This window comes from Solibacillus sp. FSL R7-0682 (genome assembly GCF_038005985.1).
Lineage (GTDB): Bacteria > Bacillota > Bacilli > Bacillales_A > Planococcaceae > Solibacillus.
Genome location: NZ_JBBOUI010000001.1, coordinates 2,125,783 through 2,150,324, shown reverse-complemented (window position 1 = coordinate 2,150,324; position 24,542 = coordinate 2,125,783). Strand labels below are relative to the sequence as shown.

Genomic DNA, 24,542 nt, shown 5'->3' with positions numbered 1-24,542 from the left:
TAATTGATTTGGAGGGAAAGAGATGAAGCAATTAGAAACCATTATTTTAGTTTTAAGTACCCTTTTGTTTTTCGTTATTCCAACAAATGTTGCTGCTACTTCGTGGGTATATTCCTTCGTAGTGTGGGATGGCCATATTTATCAAATGACGGAAGAAGAAATAACAGCGATAGATAAGCGAATAGGTAAAGTGACGAGCTATTCCGATATGGAATCTTTAGCAGGTAATTTCTCGAATCACTATCCAAAAGGTACGAAATATTTTTCCATACAAGGAATTGATCCAAATAGCGCTATAGCAGTAGAAGTCACGGCAGGAAAATATCTAAAAGCAATTAATAATGGAGAGTACACGGCCCCAAATCAGGTAGAGCGGTATGTCTATAAAGGAGTTGGGATTTTTGTCATCGTTATTGCTGCAATTATAATCATTACTCGAAAAAGGAGATATTGATGAACAATGTGTTGAATAAATCGATAAGAGAGGACATTTTCGAAGCAATTATTTCCATTTGGGGATTGAATATCCTCGATTTTACGATTGTTGATTTAGGTTATATGAATTTAAAATGGATACTTAAAACCGATCATGGAGATTTCTTTGCAAAGCAGTATAATAAATCACGTTATCCTGAACATATGGTCGAGGGATTAGAAATTTCATTAAATCATCAAAATACGCTCTATAATTCCGGGATACCTTGTCCAGAACTATATACTCATAACGGCAAATATGTAATAAAATCAACAAATGATGAGCGATTTGTATTAATGAAGTTTTGTGAAGGTCATAATCTTAAGGCAGGAACTGCAAATGAGCAACAAATGTTTCATTTGGGTCAAATTATTGGTAAAATGCACATGATTATAAATAGTAATAATCGAATAAATATACCACTTCACTGGGATGTTCGTACTAAAGAAAGTATGTTTGAAAACTGGAAGGAAAGATGGAATGAAGCAATTCGTATAGATTGCCAAAGTACACTATCTACACTAGATACACAAAGAAAAATCATTGAAAAAAACGATGTACATATTTTTTCGGATTGTGAAATTGGTTGGAGTCATTGGGACTTATTTGCAGATAACATTTTATTTAAAAATAATCTTGTCTCCGCAATTCTAGATTTCGATAGAATCAATTATGTTTACCGTGAGTTTGATATTTCAAGGCCACTTTTATCGTTTTGCATTGAAAACGGCAAGATTCATTTAGGTTGTGTTGCTGCCTTTGTTAAAGGCTATAGAGAATTTCAACCATTATCAAATCAAAAATTAGTGCGGTCTTTCAAATTAACTTGGTGGAAAGAAGCAGAATGGGTTAGCGTAAAAATGCAAAATTCAGCCGTTATAAAAAGATTTAATGAAGAAAACGTTTGGGTTGGCGATCATTGGGATCATCTCGAAGATATATTTGCTATACTAGATTAATAGAAATTGCAGAAGCATTATCCTAGATTTCAATTATATGTACAATACAAAAGGTCCCATTATATTACGGCTTCCAAACTGAATGGATGCCGTTTTTTTACTTTTTACATAAAATTATTCAAATAATTTAAGCCAAATCCCCTTCCCATTTGTCTAATAGATGTAAAACGAAAGGAGGAATTACTTACGATGAAACAGGAACGCTTAGTAAAAAAAGCGCAAAAAGGAAATGATAAAGCGTACTTGACCCTTTTCCAGCAGTACGAGGCAGATATATACCGAATGGCTTATGTCTATGTAAAAAATAAAGACGATGCATTAGATCTTGTTCAAGAAGTAGCTTATCAATCTTTTAAGAAAATCGGAACACTGAAAAATCCGGAGTATTTAAAAACTTGGCTAATGAAAATTACGATTAATTGTTCATTGAACTTACTCAATACAAACAAAAAAGTGATTCCACTAAGTTTAGGGTTTGAAGTGATTACTGGTGCAGAAGATGAAGATATTGCCCTTACTTTATCTTTACAGGAACTGATTGATACGTTGAAAGAGGATGAGAAAAGTATTATTTTACTTAAATATTATGACGATCGGACATTAAAAGAAATTTCAGAGATATTAGATATCCCCCTTGGTACCGCAAAGTCAATTTTATACCGCGCTTTAGATAAGCTTCGTCAAAATGCAAAGGAGGTAGGAAATTATGGATAATCAATTTAAGCAAGAGCTGTCAAAAATCGAAATTCCTACAGAGCTTCATGAAAGAAGTAAACTGGGTATTCATAAAGCGAAATCGGAAATGGGTGGTAAACTAAATCGTTTCGTGAAAAAGCGGTTAGCTATTGCGAGTATTTGTGCTTGTTTAATGATTCCAACGGGTGCATATGCGTATCAAGCCTTACTTGCCGATGATTTATACGGTTCGTTTGAAAATCTAAAAAAACATGTGGCAAGTATTACAATCGAAAGTTACTTGTTATTTAATGCGAAATTAGATCGAGCAAAAGGTGATTTAGGAAAACAAGAGTATGAGCAATTTAAGGAATTATTACAAGTCATTACAAGTTCAAAACTGGAATATGGGGATAAGAACGGTAACATCGATTACACGCAAATCCCTGAAGAACAAGTAGAAAAAATTAAACGAGCAATAGGAGAAGTACAACCCTACTTTGACAAATTAAATGGGCAACCATCAAGCAAAGAGGTTTTAACCGCTGAAGAATTCGAACAATACTTGCAAGCATTAATGACCTATGAAATAACGATGGCCAAAGTAGGTGTTTCCAGTCCACCTGATATTGCTTCAGTTCCTGCCGAGTTGAAAGAGGAATTCATTAAGGCACAAGATTACTTACAATATGTAAATGAGAAGCAAATGGGAAATTATAATTAATTGCAAAAAAACTCTTACTCGAATTGTTGAGTAAGAGTTTTTATATGCTATTTGGGTTATATATAATACTCTAATGGTTCATCAACATAATGCCAATGATACGGCGTTTCTTGGTAGACATAGTAGTTCAACCAGTTATAAAACAACAAGTGAGAATGGGCACGCCAGCTATTTTTCGGTTCTTTACTCGGGTCATTATTCGGGAAATAGTTTACTGGAATGTCCGTATTGTCAGGGTCCTTTTGAATATCTCGGAAATATTCATCCGAAAGTGTTGTCGCATCGTACTCTAAGTGGCCTGTGATCATAATATGCTTATTGTTTTTTGATTGGACGATAAAGACACCTGCATCATCTGAATAGCTTAATAAACGTAAATCTGGATGTGCTCGAACCTCATCAATGGAAACCGATGTATGGCGGGAATGTGGGGCTACATATTCATCACTAAAGCCGCGCACTAAATCAACGGTTAAATCGGTAATAACGTGTGAATACACACCCGAGCATTTTTTCGGTAATTCAAACTTCCCAATGCCATAACGGTGATAAAGCGCTGCTTGTGCCCCCCAACATATATACATGATGGACGTCACGTTTTTATTTGCCCAATCCATCACTTCGGTAATTTCTTTCCAGTAACCGACCGCTTCAAAATCCATCTTCTCAACGGGTGCCCCAGTAATAATCATTCCGTCATAACGTCGATGCTTAATTTCATCAAATGTTTGATAAAATGTGTCTAAATGAGACTTTGACACATTCTTTGATTCGTATGTCGCCGTATTTAAAAAAGTCACATCCACTTGTAAAGGTGTATTACCAAGTAAACGTAGTAACTGTAACTCAGTTTTTTCTTTTTCTGGCATTAGATTAAATACTAATATGTTCAGTGGACGAATTTGCTGCGTTTTCGCGCGGTCTTCTTCCATAACGAAAATCTTCTCTTTTTTTAAAAGCTCTCCAGCAGGTAGCTGTTTTGGTATATTGATTGGCATCCTTTGTTCCCCCTATACCCTATCTACGAAAAAACCTCCCATTCCAGAAAAAAGAATGAGAGGTCAACGTTCGCTCTTATCTTTCAAGGGAATCCCCTTGCTGGAATTAGCACCTTTCTAATCGCATTAGAGGTTGCTGAAACGTCACCGGGCCATATCCCTCAGTTTCTCGTGATAAGACTATTTAATTGTTATTCATCGTAACATGAATAGGTGAATTTTGCAATAATTGGTGTTACGGCTAGTTTACGGTATATATTACACTTCTTATTATACCTATGTGAATTACATTGTAACTCATACATCTGAAAAAGAGAAGTAGATGTTAATTATATTTTGAAAAATTATAATGAGGTGAAATTGATAAGGAATACGTTTGGCAACAAAAAAACAACCCTCATATAAAGGTTGTTAGATTATGTAACTATTTTTTAATAGAAAATCCTTATTCATCATCCTGTTTATTTTTCCATTTTATATATGTATCTAAATCTTTTGTATCTACCTCACCATCAAAATTCCAATCCCCTTGTTTAACAGGTTCTCTGTCAATACTTTCGAAACATGATTTTAATAAAAATATACACAGGATTATAATTACAATAATCACCATACACCCTTTAAGGCAACCTTCATATACATCAATATCTGGATTATCATTGGGATTATTGTTAGGATTATTAGTAATTTCTTCTTTCATTATTTACCACCCCATAAAATTAACTAACTATATATTACCAAAAAACTTATTATAAGGAAATAATATTTTTTATGTGCGTGTGAAAAATGATAAGGTACGGCATCGATTTCTTGTTTAGGGGTAAGCGACTATTGTAACCGCGCTACTATCAAACCTTTATTTGTAAATACTAAATCAGTTATTCTATATGTTCTTCCTTCAAACGTTAAAACTTTATCATAAGTAAAGTATCGTCTATTCACTTCATTGTCTGTAATAGATAAGTCGTATACTGTTCTAATTAGATTTATAGTTTCATTTGTAGGAATAGAAACGTCTTTGTATTTTAAAACTCCATATTCAATTCCATAATCCACTTCTTTATCTTCATAAATTGGACGTCCTAAATCATCATATCCAACTAATACTTTATCAATCATAATCTTGTCATGAGTAAAGTTACAGTAAGTTACAATTGCTTTACGTTTCTGTACTCGATTAGTAATCACATCAGTCATAACTAAATAATCATTACCATCTATTTCTACATGCTCACCGCGCTTAAATGGTGCTAGTGAATGGAAATGAAATGATGAAATTGGATTTAATTCGTGATTAGTTACAAAGCCTTTTATTGTACGTTTATTAGGTAAATTAGGATTTAAAATGTAATTTGATTCTATACTTTGAAAATTTAAATCTAAAATGAAATCATTAAATCTGTTCAATCTTCCCACTCCTAATTATACAGTAAGAAAGTAGATTTAAATCCTTCTTCACTGTTTGGTATTTTATTTATCTTATCTTCCAATTGATTGATACGAGCAAGTAGTTGTTCATGGAAGTCAGATACAGTCATATCATCTATCTTAAGCGTACTCATAAGAGATGTATTGTTTGCTATTGATTCTAATACACTTAACGCAGTCATATAGATTCTACGTTTATTTACAATGGAATTTACATCATATTTGTCATATGGTTCTAATCCATTTTCTTGTAGATAGATAATCATCTCACCTTGTTCTAATTCTATTCCTTTAGTTTCCATCTGTAGACGTTGTAAGTTATTCATATTAATCCCCTTTCAATGTATAGTGTATGCACTCTCAACTTCCTATAACCTATCTTATGTAAACTAGATATATCTCTTAAGCATTGATAACACTACATTCCTTACTTTCACGTTACTTACGTAGTATACAATAAATATACATTGTTGTTATATCAACGTTTATCACACTTTAATAAAAAATATATTTTATAAATAATGTATAAGATATGTATATTATTCTTTACTCTCCAATACAGATATACGTACCTCATGGTCAACTATAATCTTATTAGTATCTTCTACATCTTGTCTAACTTCTGTTAGATGTTGAGTAAGTTGTTGAGTAGTATTATCAAGGTTAGATAGAGTATTGTTTAGTTTACTCGTTGCTTTCCATACGGCTACAATTGCCACAATTATCGGAATAATCTGATTAAATAATGCTAATAATTCCATTTTTTTATACCTCTCTCTATTTATATAGGACAATTTCCCCACTCCTCATAGTATAACGGGCGAGAGATTTTTAACATATTATTTTAAACCTTCAAGCCTGTTATATCAACGTTTCCATTTAATTTTTATTACCTTATTTACTTAACATTTGTAATATTAAGTATACGCTTTATTATACGGATACTGTTTCATTTTCTACTACAGGAACAGGTACGTCTTGTAACCTTGTTAATTCTACTAACTTATCGTTTACATATGGGCTATTGTCAATAATAGTTTCAGTACTAATTGCACCCATATCATATTGAGTTTTCATATTATCTAAAATCTCTTTATGATTAGATGGAGTATTGTATACAAATTTAAACTCTAACGTTACTAATTGCTCATCAGTTATCTTAATACCTTTATAACCTAATAACTTAGCAACCTTTTCATATCTTTCAGTTAATCCATCCATGATGTAATTCTCTAATACACCCGCATTTGTATCTGCTAAACTAAACAGTAACTTAATAGATACTTCAGACAAGTTACTAATATCCGTTTTATTCATTGATACGGCTGGAGTTGAACTTACATCTAATAGAGTCTGATTTAACGTCTTATATACACTTTCAAACGTCTTATAATCCATTTCATTACTTACTAGTTTAAAGTCAGCACCATCATCTAAGTTAAAACCACCAGATACAACGTTTTGTGGAACAGTAGTTTCTAATTGTTGACCAATTGCTACAGGAATAGGATTCATAAACTTATAGAAAGATTCCGTATACTTACTTAGTAAATCTTCCATATTATCAAGAATATTAATATAATCCTTTAAATCACTACGTCCTTTATTAGATACTAAATCATCTTCTACTGTATAAACTACAGGTAAGCCACTTAAATTGGGGCTAGACTTTACTAATTGTAAACTACCAGATAAATCATTATACTCCTCAACTGCATTTTCACTATAAACAGTGTAATAATTCTTTCCATCAAATTGGTTAAATTCAATGAAACCAATCAATTCCTTAGTACGGTTATAAATTGGTGTACCAGATTCAGCGTCAATAATCTTAGAATCAATACGTCCCTTGTTATTAATAAATAGATATTCAGATACTTGACCATATTTAATCATATGATTTAAAATTTTTTCATTTTTATTATCGAATTTACCTAATTTATTTACCATATTTAATTGTTTTACTAACTCCACGTCACCTACAAGGTTAACAGGATTCTTTAGTAAATATTGAGTTTTAAAGTTAATGATAGTTTTCGCTAAATTAATCACAATTTTACGTGGCGAAACCAATTGACCATTATACATATAATTAGGATTATTAAGAATATCATGTTGACCATCTAAATACTCTTTATACTCTCTAGTTTCATGTATACGGTTATAGTTAATGAATTGAGCGATTTCATCTTTAAACCAAAACTTATTACCTTTATATTTGGATGCTATATATTCTTCCAATGTAGACATCTCATTCACTCCTTATTGTTTTATTGTACATACCATTTATTCGCTTTAATTCCTTGTATCGCCAAACTTGTACTAATTACTAAGTCATCATGGTGTACGTCACTAGAACCTCTTTTATTACCTAATTTACCGTTAATTTCAATGAACATTTGCATTTGTTGTAGCGTTGTTTTACAGTCAATACGTACATAGTTCAATTCGAATTGTTCTTTAAAGTCACTAATCATGATAGCCTTACTCTTTTCGGTGGTCATATAACCTATTTCTAATTTCTTTTTACCTTTTTGGTCGAATTGCTTCATTTTATACATATTTAAATAACCACGTTCTTTTCTTAAGCGTTCAATTACAGGTAATCCATAACTGTTACGCTCTACAGTAAGAAATGCATAGTTATAATAAATACCTAACGTATAGATAATATGAGCAAATTCATACACTGGTACACGATTATGATAGAAACTAAACATCTGTTCACCATCTTTATTGAGACATGTGATACTAGAGAAGTCTCCTCCTCCACCAGATGCAGTATCTACTCCAAAATAGTATTTAACTCCCTTTTTAGGCAATAAAAAAACATCCAATCCACGACCTACATATTTGTGCAAGTCAACTGGAATGAATGGAGTAACATCTTTCTTATCCATTGGTGTATTAGCATAACTTATACGATTTAATACTTTAGATTGGTCAAATACACTATTACCTGTACTGATAAACGATTCTAGCGCATTAGATGGATATTCTTGTTGGAATTGTTGTTCATTTTCCATATCGCTAATCTTGAACCGTCTCCACATTAATTGTTTTAAGTTAGCACCCTGTTCTAATAGCGCCAATTCCATATCGTCACAATCTTCTTTTGTTAATCGCTTTTTAAATACTGCCTTATGCCATTTTTCCGCTTCATCATAGTCATAAGCGAATTGTTTCTTATATAACTTGTGGTAGAAAGGAATGAAATATGATACATACTTAGATTGTCCTTTTAAACCTTGCATACTAATTCTGTAATGATGGTTACTAATACCATTTGAAGTAGATTCTATTGTTAATTGTGAGTTATTACCCTTTGCTAGTGACTGCTCTACAGATAATAGTTGTTTTTCTTGATTAGCATAGAAGGCAAATTCCGATAAATGTATGTATGTATAAGTAGAACCACGTCCAACATCTTTATGTCCCGCTACTACACTTCGAATACGAGAACCATTTTTAAAGAATAATTCATTACGGTTATCACGTCTTACCTCACTGAATACATCTGGATAATTTTCTCTAGGTAACATATCATTCATTTGTTTTAACTTCTCAAATAGCGCCATTGCACTATCATTTTTATACGATACAATTAGTATATTCTCATTTTCCTTTGTAATTGCTCTCCATAGTGCCTTTGCTAATACAAAAGTAGATATTCCACCCTGACGTGCTTTAAGAATATTAACAAAACGATTAGTTTTCATCAGTTCATCTATCTCTAGTTGCGCTTCATTCAATTCAAATTTAATTAAATCATTGTTGTTATCAGTTATTTTTATGAAGTTTTTGGAGAAAAGAGGGAATTCATTCATAACTTTTTGTAGTTTATCGTTCATTACAATTCTAACTCACTATATTTATCTTTTTCTTGCTCTTTTTCGTTGTTTTTTTGTGATAAAATAACACTTTTATTAAATTCCCTAGACTGCTTTTGAATATCCATAAGCAACTTAATAGACTTTTCATCACCTGTTAATGCTTTTTCTTTCACAATTGCATAAATATCCTCTAAATCCTTACCAGATTGAGATTCAATGTATACGTTAACTAGCGACAAATATTCAGCGCTCTTTTCCCATTTAACCATATGTGATAATGATTTAGAATTTATCTTTTTACACAATTCCTCCTCACTAGGTTTATCTTTAAACACAAATAAGTCATGTTTCCATAGAAAATACTCCTTCTTCTTCCATGACACATTATTCAATGCTTCATAAATACTCATATTTTAATCGTCTCCTTATTTTTCTCATAATAAAAAGAGAGTCAATTATCTGACTCCCTTAATTAACTCCACGGTAAACATTCATCCATGACAATTACATCATCATTTTTATCTGCATACTCATAGTTAGGTTTAAAGTTTTCTGATTCTTTAGTTATAATTTCATAATCATTACTATATTTTACTTCGATATTATTTAATTTAACTGTTCCTTCTACATCTAACCAATCATATTTGAGTGTATTCCACTCTATAGGCATCGTAAAGCCTTTTGATTCTCTTTTTGCTAGTAAAGTGCGTATTTCATTAATGGACGGTTTTAGAGCATTTACAGTCGATTTAAGACTATGTGTAGAATAATAGAAGTTATCAATCATGCTCAAGAAGTTAAATACTTTAAATTTATCAGAAAATGATAATAATTTATTACCTTTTAACTCTTTTACATTATCAATGGTCTTAGACCAATACAATTCATTAAAATCAAAATCAATATTATATGGTGTATTGTCAATTATTTCTATTGAAATAGACTTCCATATTTTATTTATACCCATTGTTTGCTTCAATTTCTCAATACTACTACTTAATTGTTTATTGTCAGATAAAGAATAAGAGTAATTAAATAGAGTGTATCCATGACTCTCTACGATAGACCTTAATTTAGAATTAAAATCATTATAAATATGTACATTTGAATTAATTATTTTATTATCAATCGTTTCACATGTATAAGTTTCTTTAGTTTTAATCTTATTTTCGTTTTCTAATAGTTTAATTGATACTTTAGCGTAAGACTTGTTACGGTTATTGATATACGATTTAAAGTGATTCATAATAAATTGAGTATCTTGCCCGAAATACATCTTACTAAATAAATCATTTACATTATTGTAATTAATATTAAAAGTATGTACTCCACTACAAAGACTACCCCATTTAGTAAAAGTATGATTGGATTCATTTACATTAAGTAATTGATTGAAGAAATATTTACTCATTTTAATGTGTGCATCATCTATACCATTAAATTTACGATTATCCTTTATTTCATCGGCTACGTCCTTAAGTCCAATTAATGTATAAGTAGGGTGTAATTCACCTTTCTTTTTACGTTGCTTAGTTACACTCTCACAAATACTATTAACTTTCTTCATGAATGAGTCGTAGCCTACATTTTTCTTAAGATAACCCTTTTCTATAAAGTGCTTGTTCTCTAGTTCCTTACCGTTATAACCGTATTTTACAGTTAATTCGATTAGTTCTTTTTCATTTAACGTTATTTCTCTCATAAGTAACTCTCCTTTTTTATTGTTTTAAAATTTACCCTAGAATTGTATGTATTATATAAAACATATTATATATATGAATATAGGGTAAATTTTATTATAATTTATTTTCCTTCTAATGTCAATCATTATATTCTCTAATTGGGTTTATGAAGGGGATTAGTCACATAATTAAAATTATGTTCCTTTGAGATAATCCCCCTCAAACTCCCCCAATCTCGAATATGATTTAAAAGGAAAAAGAAATATCAATGTCCATACGTTTTTTTACGCTAGTAAAAAATAAGGATGCAACAAACATACGCTAGTATGTGCGTTAGTATATCTTAATCTTTTTATCTTTTATATTTATCATGAGTTACCCCATGTTTTAATCAAATTCATTAATTCATCTGTACGCTCATACATAGTAAAAATACGATTATCCATGATTGAACGTGCTTTAATAATGTAACTGATACCGTTACTTTTAATGTACTTACTTAAGTTTACGTCATACACGTAATAAAATTTATTATCTGATTTCATAAATCATTCTCCTCTGATTTGTTTATATTTTGTATAAGATAGTTTTGATTGTCCTGTAAATGCACAACTAAACATCATGTTATCATGTGTAACGTCACCAATTAGAAATGGACAATCAGAATAATTAGTTTCTAATTTGGCTACTTGTTTAAATTGTTGTGTAGGTAGAATTAATTCATATCCTAATAACTTTTCAGCGTGTGACTTGTATGGTTCTTCATAAGTTAAATAACCATTATTAAACGTTAAATACTCATTCATACGCATACTTGATATTTCTTCTTTAGTGTATTTATTCATAATATTAATCAATTCGTCATAACCTAGTTGTCTTATGTAGTTATTATGAATACCTTGATATTTACTGTCATAATGTCCGTAATGACTTGAATCAATTGATAGTAAAAACATTTTCCCCTCATCAGTAGATGGTAATGGAATATCATACAATGACATAACCTGTAACAACGTTGAAAATGCACATTTTTGATGATAATTAATGGAAGTAATACCTAATACACTATTAATATTAGCGCTATTTGGATTCTTTTTACTCTTATTATCTCTTAATGTTACATGGTTATCATATGTATATCTATCACCTAAACACGCTAAATCCACCCCAATATGGTTTTTAATAGACGTATCAAGCATATAGATTCCATCTCTAGTTACATACATGTTTTGTTCATAACCGAATACTTGATTTAATATTGACATAGTTGCTAAACTATCTAAATCATCTGTACCGCTTAAGTAGTAACTTTCTTGTTTTTCTTTAGTCCATGATGGGAATTTATCTTTTAATTGTTTAATCATAATAATTAGACATAAATCTAATTACCTAAATCCTTGTGTATACCTCTTATCCTACTTTTCCATATAAATAAAGACTACGTAATAAATTAGTCAGTTGTAATTACGTTAACTAGTAATTACGTCATGGAAAATAGGAAACTAAATTTAATATCATTCACTCACTCTCTTTCTTATTCTCTTATTTTTTAATGATATAGTTTGAATATTTAGTTAATTTATTTGAGTCAAAGTTACGTTTACCTTTTTCAAAGTAAGATATATAAGCAATTGACACATTCATATGTTGCGATAGTTCTTTTAAAGTAATTCCTTTAGTACGTCTCATTAAATATAGTTCTGTTTTATTCACCTTATATTACCCATATAACAATATAAGAGGGGAAATTAATCCCCTCAATTGTCAATCCCTTATGCGAAAGTAATTACGCCTACTGCTTTTGGAGAACCAACTTTTAAAGAGTACTCACCAACAACTTGACCCTTAGTAGAGTCACCTGTTTTAGCAAGTGGTTCGAATGTTGCTTCACGTAAAGCAACTAAGTCTAAATATTCGATGTTAAATACTACTGCTTTATCTACTGGTACATGTTTAGATAATACTACGTTAACAATTCCGAAGTTAGTTTCGATAGCACGTACAACTAAACCAAAAGTAGTAGTTTTGTCAATGTAACGGTATTGAGATTCAAATTGAGCATCAATTGCTTGTTTTGCTTGAGCATTAACCATTACATATTGCTCACCATCAATTAAGTTGTTATTCCATAATTTTTCTAACGTAGAAACTAGTAATTGACCCGCATCATTTACACGACCTGTTACCGCATTGTTAGCGTCAGCGAATTCTATTAAACCAGACATTTTACGTACACCAGAAGTAGATGCATCGTCTTTTAAACCGTTGATAAGAGTTTTCTCTAAGTTGATTTTTAATTCTAATAGACGATTTTTAATTTCAGATGGGAATTCATCAATTTTCATTGCTTGAGCAGTACCAGAAATAGAAACTGCTTTCTTAAAGATTTGTAACATGTTGTTTAATTCACGACGTACAGACGCTTGGAATACAGTAGTTTCAGAACCTTCTGTAAATGAAATATCATCTGTAGTATCTAAAGTTTGTTCTCTCCATGAATGTACTACTGCCATTGCTTTTTCCACATTACCTTTAGAAAGTAATAGAGATGTTAACGGAGTAGATTGCACACCTAAAATTGCTAATTCTTGAGATAATGAAACTTGTTCCGCTGGAGTGAAGTAAGTAGTTGATTGAATTTGTGTCATAATAAGTTTTCCACCTTTTTTGTATGTTTTTTAGTTTTTAATATATAAAAAATCACCTACATTTGTAGATGATTAATTACTTAAATAATTTAGATAGTTTGTTACGAATAGCGGTATTAACGTCACCTGTTTCGATTGCTTTTGAGTAAGCATCTTGTTGGGCTTTATCAGTAGGAACATATGAATGTGCTACTAATACTTCATTGATACCTTGTTTTAAAATTGCTAATTGTTCCTGTTTGTCTTTAGCAGTAAACAACTTTTCAAAAGCAGTAAGATTTTCAGATTGTAATAACATCTTAAATGATGTTTCTTCTGCTTCTTTTGCCTTCTTTTGTAATTCTTCCATTAATACATTTTGTTCCGCAACTTGTTTTTCTAATTCTTCCATTTTCTTAGTTGTATCGTCAGTAATGTCAGTTACTTCTGTTGTTTCCTCATCAGATACTACATCCTCAATAACTGTTTCTACTGTTGATTCTACTTTTGTTTCTTCCATTTAATCATTCCCTTTCTTCTCTTAAATAAATTTAACCTTTTGTAATTGTCTTGCTAAAATTGGTTTATTATCTACTACACCGCTAAATTCGAATATAAAATCATGTTGTGGTGCGATGTAATCGTAATAATACCGACCATTATCAGTTTGTATATCAATAATAGTCTCTATTAATACTTGTTCTGTATCATAGACCTTAAGTTTAACGTCATTAGGTTGGACAGATTGACCATTAAAGTTACGAAACTCTACGACCAATCGAATAGTATCTTCACTAAACATTTACTCAACTCCTAACGTTGTTCTATTTTGAAGCGTAGTAATGCTTGTTGTACACGTCTTAGTTGTTAAATTAGTACAATGCTCTTGTGAGTACACATAAGCGTGTATAACCGCATTTTCAATTTGAGGGTATAATACTTCCACTGATACATTTAAACGCTTTAAATCTAATCCTATTAATCTTAAAACGTCTTTTTCTGTTTGCTTATCTATTAGGATGTCACCCAATATAACAGTACCTTCTGCATTTACGTTATTCACTTTTGAAACTGTTACATCTAAGTTGAACGGAATAACTTCAATATCACGTATAGTGTTATAAGCCTTTTCTGATAGCGTAGAAACGTTTCTAAACTCAACAGGATTAAATACACCTGTTTTATTCTTAAAGCCATTATAGGCAACGATAACAGGCTTAAATGCTACATCTACTTCTACAGATACTTCTTTGTAATCTTTAGGTGTAAATGCTTTAAGTTGAGGTACACTATTTGGGGATTGAGTCCAATAGTTAGTATCTAATGTGAGGGGATTTAAAATAGTAGTATCATTTACAAATGAAACATTGTTCTGGAATTGGTTAGGAAACTTAGATGTATTACCATATACATTTTTGAATGTATAACTGTTGTTAGTAGTAGCACCGTAAATAGTACCTACTATATAATTGAATGAATTTCTATTCTCATAAGAGTTAACAGATACAATGTCGTGGATGAAGTCATTAGTGTTGTTGGCATCTGTATTTAATTGAGCGAATACTCCACCTAAATTTGGTGTAGTAGAGTTAGTTGAATTAATAAATACCATGTCAATATCAGTGTTTAGGTTAGATACTTTACCGCGCTCTTGAGTTGCGATTAATTGACCACATAAACCACCGATACGACCAATAGTACAATCATTAACAGTAATAGAACCTGTAATCTTGACGTTATCGACTTTACCTATAATTGTACCCGCAAATAATCCACCACTTACGATGGTAATACCTTGTACATATAAATTGATATTTTCTATGTTTAAATTTGAAATACTAGAACCTATGTATAAGTAACCAAACAAACCTATACTTGTATTTGACGCACCTTGTTGTAAATTAATATTCTTAATTGTGTACCCTTTACCATCAAACTTCCATTCACCACGTTCTCCAACAGTAGGAGAGGATAATGGCAACATGTTTGCATTATTAAAGTCTAAATCGTTACCTAATTCAAAGTAAGCAGTACGATTCACCCTTAAACGCTCAAAATCATCAACGGTTTGAATTATAAAAGGATTGGATTGAGTACCGTTACCTAGCATTAGTTAACCCCCTTAATTCATTGGTACTTGCACTTTAATTGTGATAGTAATTGTGTCTTGTACTGCTTCAAATGTAAAATTACTAAATGTTACTGTAGCAATAGGAGTAGCATCAGACATATCTTCATGTAGATTAGCACCATTAATCGTAGTACCTGTAAAAGTACCACCTGTATTTTCTAGTACTACTTTGTATTGAATCTCATTTCCTACAACTGTAATATCATTTGTTAAAACTCTAGTTACTTCTGTAGCATCATTTACAATACTAATGTGCTTAAATGTATTTTTAATATAATCACGTACCTTGTCGTAACCATGTTGAGTAAATTGTGTCATTCATAACACTCCTTATATTTTATTGTTAAATTTTAAACATATTATTGAAATGAAAAGAGGGGCTAACGATGGCAACGCTAACCCTTCTATGTATTTTGTTAGCCTTACATACTAACAAAAGAGGAATAAAAATATAAAAACACCCAATTGGCATGTTTGGGTGCTTTATCTATTTCTATTTAATTTTATTGTCAAATTTTAAACATATTTATCCTTGTCGCCTTTAGACACCATCAATTGCCCTTGATGTTCATTAAGAATAAGTCAGTATTTAACTGGGAATATGGACGTTTAATTTAATTTACCAAATAAATCCAATTAAATTCTACTACAGTATCTAAAGGATTAAAGGTTTAACTTTTTCTACCGTTTTCATCGTCTCCCTTGTAGACCTTTATCTAAATCAGCCTATAAACGTTGATATATCAACGATATTTTTAAATCTTATTTATTCTACAACATCTAATCATTGATATATCAACAAATTAAAAATTCTAAAAGCGTTACATTATTTAGTTGTCTCCCTTGATGTTAATTATCTTTTTCATTGATTGTTAACCGTTTGAAGCGATAAAATGGATTAATGTTAGAAAAAAGACTTATAAAATTCACTACTCGCTCTAGTGATTTATTACTTTCTAAAGCGGTAGTTTATTTATTTTCACACCTTCTTATTTTTAAGTCTGAAAAAATACAAAAGAATTTCACTAGAGACTCTAGTGAATTATAACTTTCTATACTATGACCCTTCATACTGTCTCCTTTAGACGCTATCCATTTCCCTTGATAATAATTAACGTTATTTGATTAGTTACTTTACAGAATCAATTGAACTTAATTTACATTTTAAATATCAAAAAATAAGAGAATCTCGCGAACACTTGGTATGACTGGTCAAAATAACTTTTAGAACCGTCTTATTTTTTAAATAATACTGTCTATTTCTTATTTTGCTCCGTATTATCACCTTTATTAAAGTAATACGCAAATACCATAGTAAGTATTACAATTACATTTTGTACGTCTAACATTCCTGTAATAGACATGTAGGCAAATACAATAGCAAATAATATAGTTACAATCTTTCTAACTTCTATTAATTGTAGTAGTTTACTCATTTATTTCTCTCCAATCCTAAAATAATACTTGACAAACGAACCCACTTTTACACCAGAATAGGAACATGTATTAGGAAATTGGCGCATAGTTGTAACCTACTATTTCAAAACTAAATTAATAGTACTGAAATAACAAGTTACTACACATACACCGTCATAGTTATGATTGAGGTTTCTCGTATGCCTTGTTTTAGTAGGAATCTTTCGACTCTTGTAATCTCTTAATAGTACAGTCCATTAAGTGCGAAATGCATGATTACAATAACCCTATCCGTAGATAGCCTGTACTCCTTACCTAGCCTTTATATTGGTCGCTCTCACCATTCAGACACTACGAAACAAGGAACGTATTTGATGTGTCCTAAACCTTTGTTTGCAATGGGAAGGTTATAACCTGTCAAGTTTATTTTTAATTGGTGTTACTAGGTTTCCACCAACGAGTCATCTAAAAAAGACAATAGGAAACTAGACCTTTGACATTCTAATTTTTTTCAAGTAGAATAAAAGGCATATAATGACTCTATTTAGTTGTAATGGTTGACACTAAAGAGTATTGAGGGAAAGCATTGTGAGTGCTAACCCTCTTTTTTGTTGTCTAAATTAAAAATCAAAACTATTTAATGGATTATGTTTGTCATTTTCCTGTTTTAACTCGCTACCCCACAAATTCACATAACGCATAGTTGTAGTAATGTTTTCATGTCGCATTAGTTTCTGTATAGCGAATGCAGAAGTACCACTCATGACTAAACGGTGACAATAGGAATGTCTAAAAGTGTGGGGTGATACTCGAATGTTCTTAAAATTCATCTTCATTTTTAATTCTCTAAATACGTAGTCAATCGTATTGATTGTGAACGGTATATTCTTATGAGTGACAAATACATGATTAGTTTCATCTTTAAAGGCATTATTTGAGAAAGCCTTAAATGCTAATAATTCTTTTGTTAACTTGTCCGTTAAAAATACCGTCTCATATTTACGATTCTTACCGTACACGTTAAGTGTCTGATTATTAAAGTCTACATCGTCCCACTTCAACATAATTAACTCTTTCCTACGAATACCTGTCCCTAGTAACACTAAGATGATTAAGTAATTACGGTAACTACTATAGGATTGATGTTTCTTCTTTTGACCACGATAGAAAGCCAACATTTGATTAATCTGATTGTCTGTAAACGTATCTATCTTAACGTCTACTTTCTGCATCTTAAGTTTCCTAGTAACGTTTTCCTTTACGATTCCTTCTTCTAATAGATAATTAAAAAAGGCTTTAGTACGTAGAATAATTGTGTTAATTGTATTGGGTTTCTTATTCTGTTGTTGACATATCATCAGATAGTTTTTAAAGTGGTTGTGCGTTACTTCCTCAACATTAATTACACCTTCATTAATGCAATAATCAATAAACGGTTTAACCATGTACTTGTAACTATTAATATTTGCTTGAGTCGTGTTGTTAAATTTCCTATCTGCTATGAAATCATCAAATGCAAACTTTAAGAGCATAAAAAATACACCTCTCATCATCTAAATTCATAGATAACAAGAAGTGTACTATTAATAATATATAATCTGTAAACTAGTTATAATCTTATCAAGTGTCTCAAACCGTTGGTATATCTACGTTTGTAAAATACTTGTATGCGTTTCTCGTGATAAGACTATTTAATTGTTATTCATCGTAACATGAATAGGTGAATTTTGCAATAATTCTAAAAACAAGATTTTAAGATTGTGCCCACGATGTTTTTTCATGTTCGTGTACAATCGCTTCTAGCTGTTCGTCCCATATATTTGTTAACGTATTATAGACGCGAACAAAATGAAGTTGCTGTTTTTGATTATATAAAATAAAGCAGAGAATCGGAATGTCATTTATTTGTATCGATTCTGTTGATGCAATACTCGTAATAAATGTTGGAATTTCTTGTTCATCGCTTTCTTCGCCTATTAATCGTTGGAGCTTTTCGATAAGCAAGGATTCTTCTATGCCTTCAATTTCTTCTAATTCTATATATGGAAATTCTTCAGGAAATTCCTCTAGCTCCGTGAATGCTTCAATATCCCCTTCTAACACAGCTTGATGAAGTGGGCTAAATTGTAAAAAGTTTGATGTAAGCTCTAATTCCTCTTCAAAAATGCCTGCTAGTAATTGATCTTCTCCTTTTGATGTTAACGAATAATAGTCCCCTTTTTCAATCATTCCTAAGCGAATCATCTTATTCGTTAAATCGTGAATAAATAACGGTTCGACTAGCAAAATATCTGCTAATAGCTCGGCATTTTTAAGCTTTGCACGCTGAAAGGAGAGCAGCATCATTTTCATTAATATATCCATCGCACTTCGCATGATCGGATGGTAGCTCACTTCAATTGTATGAATCGGGATGGAAAAGTGCATGCATTTTTTAAGCTCGATATTTTGGTCTTGTTGAAGCTCTTTTAAAAGTCGTTGTTGTAAGCTTTGTAAATCCATACGTTCCCCCTTACACGATTTCCGCAATATAGCCATTTTGAGATTTTACTGTATTCAGCACATGCTGGTACATTGTTTTTGTTTGTACATTTTTTGGGCGTTTTGTAAACATATCAGTACTGCCAATGAGTATTAATAATTCCCGGGCTCGAGAAAGCGCAACATTTAAACGGCGATAATCTTTGGCAAAACCAATTTCCCCACGCTCATTGTCATGATTACGTACCATACTTACAATAATAACGTCCATCTCCATTCCTTGGAATTTATCGACAGAGCCTGTTCGAATGTGTAAGTGTGGGACAGATATTTCTTGTTCAATCATTCGATTAATACGCTTCACCTGTTCTGCATAGAACGAAATGACACCGACCGATTTTAAACTACTTTCATCAAGAAGCCCTTGTTCTTTTGCACGGAATGCCGCTTCATTTAGTTCGATAAGTTGCTGTTTAATTTGCTCAAGCTCAGCCGTATTGAATAAGCTCGATCCTTCCTTCATCCGCTCCTCGAAAAATTCCCGGGTATTCGGAATATCCAGCCACATTAAATGGTGTTTCCGTGTAATTTTGGATGTTTCCAAATAGTGATCACGCAGTGTATTCGAATCTTCTAAGCCACATTGCAACCGTTCTGTTTCGTTTTCATAGAAAGGTTGGATTGTTGCCATAATGTTTTCGTGCATACGGTACTGTAATGCAAGCATCGTTTTATTTTGAGCTGGTAAATTTTTATATAGGCGTTCGAATAAAGACTCTTCTAGTAGCTTTTCTAATTCTCGCTTCTGTTCAAATGTTGTGCTTTCTTTCACTACTTGCTCAAGCGTTTCTTCAAAGGTTGCATCTCCGACAAGTGGTGGCAGCTGGTGATGATCTCCTACTAAAATAATTTTGGCACCTTTAAGCATCGGTAAAAGTAACTCAGGTGGTGTCGCCTTCGACACTTCGTCTATAATAACGACATCAAAGGTTGGATAGTTGTCCATAAACTCTTTATTCGCAGATGCAACACAAGTTGTCCCAATCACATTTGCATGCTTTACATATAGCTTACGGATTTCATCTAAGTCATGTTCATTCGCTTCAGCTAATAAACCGTGCCACTCGTTTTGAAGTTCCTGTGTGACGGGAAGAAGCTCAATTTTTACTTGAAGCGCAGTAATTTGCTCATTCCAAGCCTCAATGTGTTTTGTTACTTCAATAATGGCAGCTTCTGGATTTAGCTTTGTTAGTTGTTCGAGTTCAGCACGACGTTTTTCAAGCTGTACGCCCTGTGCATTAATTTCTTTGAAAAGGGTCGATTTTTCAACGATAGTTGCTTGTCCTAATGTCATTTGCTCGGCTAATACTGCAAATTCCTCTGATTTTTGCTTGAGTTGTTGTTCTAATTTTTCACGATTTTGTAATTGTGTTTCGACCTGGATTTGTTGTAATTCATTTGTTGCAATTTGTTGTTGTAGCTCTTCGATCGTATGCTCAATTTGTAAGTCGTCATTTACAACAGCCTTTATTGCTTTTTGCTGCTGTTCTATCGTATTAATTTCTTGCTTTAACTGATCCAGTTGCTGAGCTTTTTCACTATTTTGTTCTTTAAACTGAGTCAATATTTCTTCTTTTAATTTTTCAAAAATAAGGACCGTTTCACGAATCGAATCCATATATTTTTCATTTAATTGCTCAATGTACTGCATACGTAGATGTATGCCTTGGATTGAACGCGTACCGTTTTGTACATTCACTTTACGATCTCGGAAGGCCATACTTAATTTCGTTAAAAAGTTTTGAACCTCATCAAGAGAATAGTTATGATTCATCGGTAATTGCTCAGGTTTTACATGAATACCAAGCGCTGTTTCACTGTATTTTAGCGCTTTTTCTAATCGTTCACGCACGTCTTTAATTGGCTTATATTGCTCCATCTGTGGTTGAATACGATCTAGTGCTGTAAGTAAACGATCCATCGCATAATTACGGCGAATATCATACTGTGCCATAAATTGTTCAATTTCATAAACCTTTTTTAATGAGACAATTTTTTCAGTCAAATGCGTATATTCGGATGATTCCTGTAGTCGGCTCATTTTAAGTGAAGCTGCTTGTAAGCGACTTTCCACTTGCTTCATTTCCGCCCGGTTCTTACTTTCCTGAATAAGTTGCTGTAACGTTAGTAATTGTTCTTGAAGTTGTTTTTTTTCAGTTAATAGCGTCTGTGTAGTATCAATTGTTGCTAATTGCTGTTCAAAGGTTTCAATAGCGCCTTTTACTGTATCGTAAGTGTTTGTTAACTTATTAAGGGTACGCTCATTTTCCTCAAGCTCTTTTTTACATGCTGTCAGTTCCTTTTTGAGTGTCTGAATCTTGTCTACTAATACATGAAGCTCGGCCTTTGCTGCTTCCTTTTGTTCAATTTGCTGTTCAAGCTGTTTTTTTTGTTCGTTTAAAGCTTCAATCTCCTTTTGTGCAGAGGCAATTTCCTCGTTTAACAATGCTTCTTTTTGCGCGTGTAAGGAAATTTCATGGCCAATGGCATCATACGTTTGCTTTTGCCAATATGAAGCGACATTTTCTTCGATGAATTTTTTGCCTTCTTCTTCAATGCTTTCTGTACGACCATAGCGTAATATTCGAATATCTTTATTTGATAATAAACGGCTTAGTGCATTATCTACTGCTAAATTGGATTGCGAAGCCACAAGTGTTTTAAGACCTGCTTTTGCATTTTGGTAGCAAATTTCTGAAATTACCGTTGTTTTCCCTGTCCCAGGGGGCCCTTGAATAACGTATAAATCCTCAGCATTCATTGCGCCTTGTACGGCCTGCTGCTGATAGGGATTAAGTCGATTGTGAAAATCGATTGACAGGTGATTTTTCCGTTCTGCAATTACTGGTTTATCTTCAAATAAAATTGTTTCTAAATTTGTGTTTGCAGCTAATCCTTCCTTTAAACGTTCAAAGCCCTTTAGCAATCGCTTTAATTGGGATTTCGTTGCTGCATTTGAAAATTCTACATCTTCGGACTGGAATTGTAGCTCATTTTTGCGTGCTAATCGGCTATAAAATGGCTTTAATGCAATGTCAACTGTGCTTTCATTTCGGCGCACTTTTACAACATCACCAATTTCTTGTACATAGCCATGTAATCTTGCACTTAATCCTTCAAGTTGCTTCCATTGCTTATTTTCAACATTCGAAAGTCGCATCGTCATATGAGTAAAATCGCTATCGTATGTAACCGTTGTATAGCGTGCGTGAATATCATCAATATCAGCATTTTTATTGAGTACTTTTAAGTAACCCTCCCAGCTTGAAATACGTTTGTTTACGTAATCAAAGCGTTCTTGGGCAATCGGTAAATCTTCTATCATTTGTATAAACTGTTCCTGATACGTATGTCCACTTATGCGTGAAGGGACAAAATGTATACGCATCATCGCACGTCGGTTTGTTTTTACAGGTGTTCCTTTGCCACGTGTTCGGAAGCTTTTTGCTACTAGTCCATTTTTTTTATCAAATACACAGTCCATAATGACAACGCGCTCATCGAATTTTGCTTTCAGCTTCGTATTCTTGTCATTATCGAAATAAAGCGTTACATGCATTTGCTCCTCTTCTAATGAAACCTTTTCAATGGCCACAAAGAAATATTGCTGTAATTTAAAAAAGGCGTGTTCATCTGAAACATGCTCTTTTAATGCTTCACGCGCGGTATTTGTAAGTAATATGTGACAACGCGTTTGCGCTAGTGCAGCTGTTTTGATTGCCATGAACACACCTCCAATTCTTTTTAGTCATAAATTTTATTATATCAATAAAAGGTGATGCATTAAAGAAAAAATGCTAGGTAAACGTTGTTGTTTATTCGTTTACCTAGCATTCTTAGAAATTTCACTATTGAATTTTTGCAACCTCTATATATTTTGCATCCCACTCAGGATTGATTTTTTTCAATGCTACTGGACGGAAATTTTCCTTTTTCACTAAAATATGCTGTGATGTTGCTGTTACTGCAACTGTACCGTCCTCATGTAAAATTTCATAGCCATATGTAGTGCGGAGCTTCGTATGCTCCTCAATCCACGTACGTACGGTTGCTGTTTGCCCGTAACGCATAGCGGCTTTGTATTGTATTGAGAAATCCATTACTGGCGATAAATATCCATCTTCCTCAAGCTTAGCATAGTTAAATCCTAAATCCTGAACGATTTTTGTGCGTCCAATATCACACCATACTAAATAGTTAGCATGATACACAACACCCATTTGGTCTGTTTCTGCATAACGAATTTCAACTGTTGTTTCTGAAATAAACATCATCTTCACCTCTAGTATAGTATAGCGCTAAAATAATCGAGGTGTAATGTCTTTTATTAAATATATTGAGTATACAAGCCTTTTTGTGTATCAAACCATAGTAATTGACCATGCTTTTTCTTTGGAATGTGTACTTGCAATGCCCATTCTGGAAATTGCTTTACGAGCTGGATTTGATCGCCAGTTGCAAAGGCAACAAACGAAATGTAATGGTCCTTTGTCATTGGATGTTGACTTGAAATGTACCATTGTTTATCAATTTCCTCGACGTTTAGCTGTTCTTCTTCCATCGCCTTTTTTGCTTCAAGTGGTTCTAGCTTACGACCACAACATGACATAATAAAACTCCCTGTTGATAGCCCGATATTTAAGCAGCTCGGACATACATAATACGTTGATTTTTTCATATTGCCTCCTACAAATGCATTCTCTACAATTTCGCCATCCAAAATGTTTTCAATATTGACTCCAAGGTGGTTTGAAAGCTGAGCTAATAATGTAATATCAGGGCACCCAATTCCACGCTCCCATTTTGAAATAGTCCGATCTGATAAACACATTTGATCGGCTAATTGCTTTTGAGTTAATCCTTTTTCTTTTCTTAATTGAGAAATCAGCTGGCCTATTTTTTCACTATCCATTTTCTCGCCTCCTACTCTTGTTTAAGAGTAAAATGAAAAAGCACTATTTACAACAAACGCTTCGTAGAGTTTAAAAGAAAAACGCTTAGTAATTTTCCTCTAAGCGTTTCTCAACAGCTATTTATTTTTATGATTCATACA

General features: G+C 32.4%; 27 protein-coding genes, 1 pseudogene and 1 riboswitch. Of the genes and pseudogenes, 4 read left to right on the top strand and 24 right to left on the bottom strand.

The window, feature by feature from the left end:
- Positions 1-22 precede the first annotated feature (22 nt).
- The 4 genes from MKZ17_RS10990 (at position 23) to MKZ17_RS10975 (ending at position 2,833) form a co-directional block, all read left to right on the top strand.
- A complete protein-coding gene (locus MKZ17_RS10990) occupies positions 23-454 on the top strand; it encodes a hypothetical protein (protein WP_340723777.1) in 432 nt (143 codons plus the stop codon).
- On the top strand, positions 454-1,434 hold the full coding sequence (locus MKZ17_RS10985) for a phosphotransferase (RefSeq protein WP_340723776.1): 981 nt from the start codon (positions 454-456) through the stop codon (positions 1,432-1,434). Before MKZ17_RS10990 ends, MKZ17_RS10985 begins: the two co-directional genes overlap by 1 nt.
- 189 nt (positions 1,435-1,623) lie before the next feature.
- Entirely contained in the window at positions 1,624-2,148 is a 525-nt protein-coding gene (locus MKZ17_RS10980) for a sigma-70 family RNA polymerase sigma factor (protein ID WP_340723775.1), read from the top strand.
- Positions 2,141-2,833, top strand: coding sequence for a DUF3600 domain-containing protein (locus MKZ17_RS10975; RefSeq protein ID WP_340723774.1), 693 nt, complete (start codon positions 2,141-2,143; stop codon positions 2,831-2,833). Before MKZ17_RS10980 ends, MKZ17_RS10975 begins: the two co-directional genes overlap by 8 nt.
- A 56-nt stretch (positions 2,834-2,889) precedes the next feature.
- On the opposite strand, the gene metA is transcribed toward MKZ17_RS10975, so the two are convergent.
- The 24 genes and pseudogenes from metA to MKZ17_RS10860 form a co-directional block, all read right to left on the bottom strand.
- Positions 2,890-3,831 (bottom strand): homoserine O-acetyltransferase MetA, encoded by a 942-nt coding sequence (gene metA / locus MKZ17_RS10970; protein ID WP_340723773.1) that lies wholly within the window; start codon positions 3,829-3,831, stop codon positions 2,890-2,892.
- 73 nt (positions 3,832-3,904) lie between these two features.
- Positions 3,905-4,012: riboswitch (SAM riboswitch) on the bottom strand.
- 264 nt (positions 4,013-4,276) lie between these two features.
- A complete protein-coding gene (locus tag MKZ17_RS10965; RefSeq protein ID WP_340723772.1) occupies positions 4,277-4,531 on the bottom strand; it encodes a hypothetical protein in 255 nt (84 codons plus the stop codon).
- Positions 4,532-4,659: 128 nt separating this feature from the next.
- Entirely contained in the window at positions 4,660-5,238 is a 579-nt protein-coding gene (locus tag MKZ17_RS10960; RefSeq protein ID WP_340723771.1) for a hypothetical protein, read from the bottom strand.
- An 11-nt stretch (positions 5,239-5,249) separates the two neighbouring features.
- The gene (locus tag MKZ17_RS10955) at positions 5,250-5,585 is read right to left on the bottom strand and encodes a hypothetical protein (RefSeq protein ID WP_340723770.1); all 336 of its coding nucleotides are present in this window, start codon (positions 5,583-5,585) and stop codon (positions 5,250-5,252) included.
- A 213-nt stretch (positions 5,586-5,798) separates the two neighbouring features.
- Positions 5,799-6,020: a hypothetical protein gene (locus MKZ17_RS10950; protein WP_340723769.1), complete on the bottom strand. Its 222-nt coding sequence runs from the start codon at positions 6,018-6,020 to the stop codon at positions 5,799-5,801.
- A 172-nt stretch (positions 6,021-6,192) separates the two neighbouring features.
- Entirely contained in the window at positions 6,193-7,509 is a 1,317-nt protein-coding gene (locus tag MKZ17_RS10945) for a phage portal protein (protein ID WP_340723768.1), read from the bottom strand.
- 20 nt (positions 7,510-7,529) lie between these two features.
- Entirely contained in the window at positions 7,530-8,978 is a 1,449-nt protein-coding gene (locus tag MKZ17_RS10940) for a phage terminase large subunit family protein (RefSeq protein WP_340723767.1), read from the bottom strand.
- A gap of 131 nt (positions 8,979-9,109) precedes the next feature.
- Positions 9,110-9,502, bottom strand: coding sequence for a hypothetical protein (locus MKZ17_RS10935; protein WP_340723766.1), 393 nt, complete (start codon positions 9,500-9,502; stop codon positions 9,110-9,112).
- A 62-nt stretch (positions 9,503-9,564) separates the two neighbouring features.
- A complete protein-coding gene (locus MKZ17_RS10930) occupies positions 9,565-10,794 on the bottom strand; it encodes a hypothetical protein (protein ID WP_340723765.1) in 1,230 nt (409 codons plus the stop codon).
- Positions 10,795-11,142: 348 nt separating this feature from the next.
- The gene (locus MKZ17_RS10925) at positions 11,143-11,319 is read right to left on the bottom strand and encodes a hypothetical protein (protein ID WP_340723764.1); all 177 of its coding nucleotides are present in this window, start codon (positions 11,317-11,319) and stop codon (positions 11,143-11,145) included.
- Between the two features lie 3 nt (positions 11,320-11,322).
- Positions 11,323-12,138: a hypothetical protein gene (locus tag MKZ17_RS10920; protein WP_340723763.1), complete on the bottom strand. Its 816-nt coding sequence runs from the start codon at positions 12,136-12,138 to the stop codon at positions 11,323-11,325.
- A gap of 178 nt (positions 12,139-12,316) precedes the next feature.
- A complete protein-coding gene (locus tag MKZ17_RS20605) occupies positions 12,317-12,463 on the bottom strand; it encodes a helix-turn-helix domain-containing protein (RefSeq protein ID WP_445326948.1) in 147 nt (48 codons plus the stop codon).
- An 83-nt stretch (positions 12,464-12,546) separates the two neighbouring features.
- Positions 12,547-13,422, bottom strand: coding sequence for an SU10 major capsid protein (locus tag MKZ17_RS10915; RefSeq protein WP_340723762.1), 876 nt, complete (start codon positions 13,420-13,422; stop codon positions 12,547-12,549).
- A gap of 76 nt (positions 13,423-13,498) precedes the next feature.
- Positions 13,499-13,921, bottom strand: coding sequence for a hypothetical protein (locus MKZ17_RS10910; protein WP_340723761.1), 423 nt, complete (start codon positions 13,919-13,921; stop codon positions 13,499-13,501).
- A gap of 21 nt (positions 13,922-13,942) precedes the next feature.
- A complete protein-coding gene (locus MKZ17_RS10905) occupies positions 13,943-14,179 on the bottom strand; it encodes a hypothetical protein (RefSeq protein ID WP_340723760.1) in 237 nt (78 codons plus the stop codon).
- Between the two features lie 24 nt (positions 14,180-14,203).
- Positions 14,204-15,511: a hypothetical protein gene (locus tag MKZ17_RS10900; protein WP_340723759.1), complete on the bottom strand. Its 1,308-nt coding sequence runs from the start codon at positions 15,509-15,511 to the stop codon at positions 14,204-14,206.
- 12 nt (positions 15,512-15,523) lie between these two features.
- Entirely contained in the window at positions 15,524-15,850 is a 327-nt protein-coding gene (locus tag MKZ17_RS10895) for a hypothetical protein (RefSeq protein WP_340723758.1), read from the bottom strand.
- A 938-nt stretch (positions 15,851-16,788) separates the two neighbouring features.
- A complete protein-coding gene (locus MKZ17_RS10890; protein ID WP_340723757.1) occupies positions 16,789-16,968 on the bottom strand; it encodes a hypothetical protein in 180 nt (59 codons plus the stop codon).
- 600 nt (positions 16,969-17,568) lie between these two features.
- The gene (locus MKZ17_RS10885; protein ID WP_340725542.1) at positions 17,569-18,180 is read right to left on the bottom strand and encodes a tyrosine-type recombinase/integrase; all 612 of its coding nucleotides are present in this window, start codon (positions 18,178-18,180) and stop codon (positions 17,569-17,571) included.
- Between the two features lie 18 nt (positions 18,181-18,198).
- Positions 18,199-18,480: pseudogene (locus MKZ17_RS10880) on the bottom strand (phage integrase N-terminal SAM-like domain-containing protein); the annotation flags it as partial.
- A gap of 220 nt (positions 18,481-18,700) precedes the next feature.
- On the bottom strand, positions 18,701-19,450 hold the full coding sequence (locus MKZ17_RS10875) for a nucleoside-diphosphate sugar epimerase (protein WP_340723756.1): 750 nt from the start codon (positions 19,448-19,450) through the stop codon (positions 18,701-18,703).
- A gap of 10 nt (positions 19,451-19,460) precedes the next feature.
- A complete protein-coding gene (locus MKZ17_RS10870) occupies positions 19,461-23,213 on the bottom strand; it encodes an AAA domain-containing protein (RefSeq protein WP_340723755.1) in 3,753 nt (1,250 codons plus the stop codon).
- A gap of 124 nt (positions 23,214-23,337) precedes the next feature.
- Positions 23,338-23,760 carry an acyl-CoA thioesterase gene (locus MKZ17_RS10865; protein ID WP_340723754.1) on the bottom strand — a complete coding sequence of 141 codons (423 nt, stop codon included), beginning with the start codon at positions 23,758-23,760 and terminating at the stop codon, positions 23,338-23,340.
- 56 nt (positions 23,761-23,816) lie between these two features.
- Positions 23,817-24,401: a helix-turn-helix domain-containing protein gene (locus tag MKZ17_RS10860; protein WP_340723753.1), complete on the bottom strand. Its 585-nt coding sequence runs from the start codon at positions 24,399-24,401 to the stop codon at positions 23,817-23,819.
- Between the last annotated feature and the right edge of the window lie 141 nt (positions 24,402-24,542).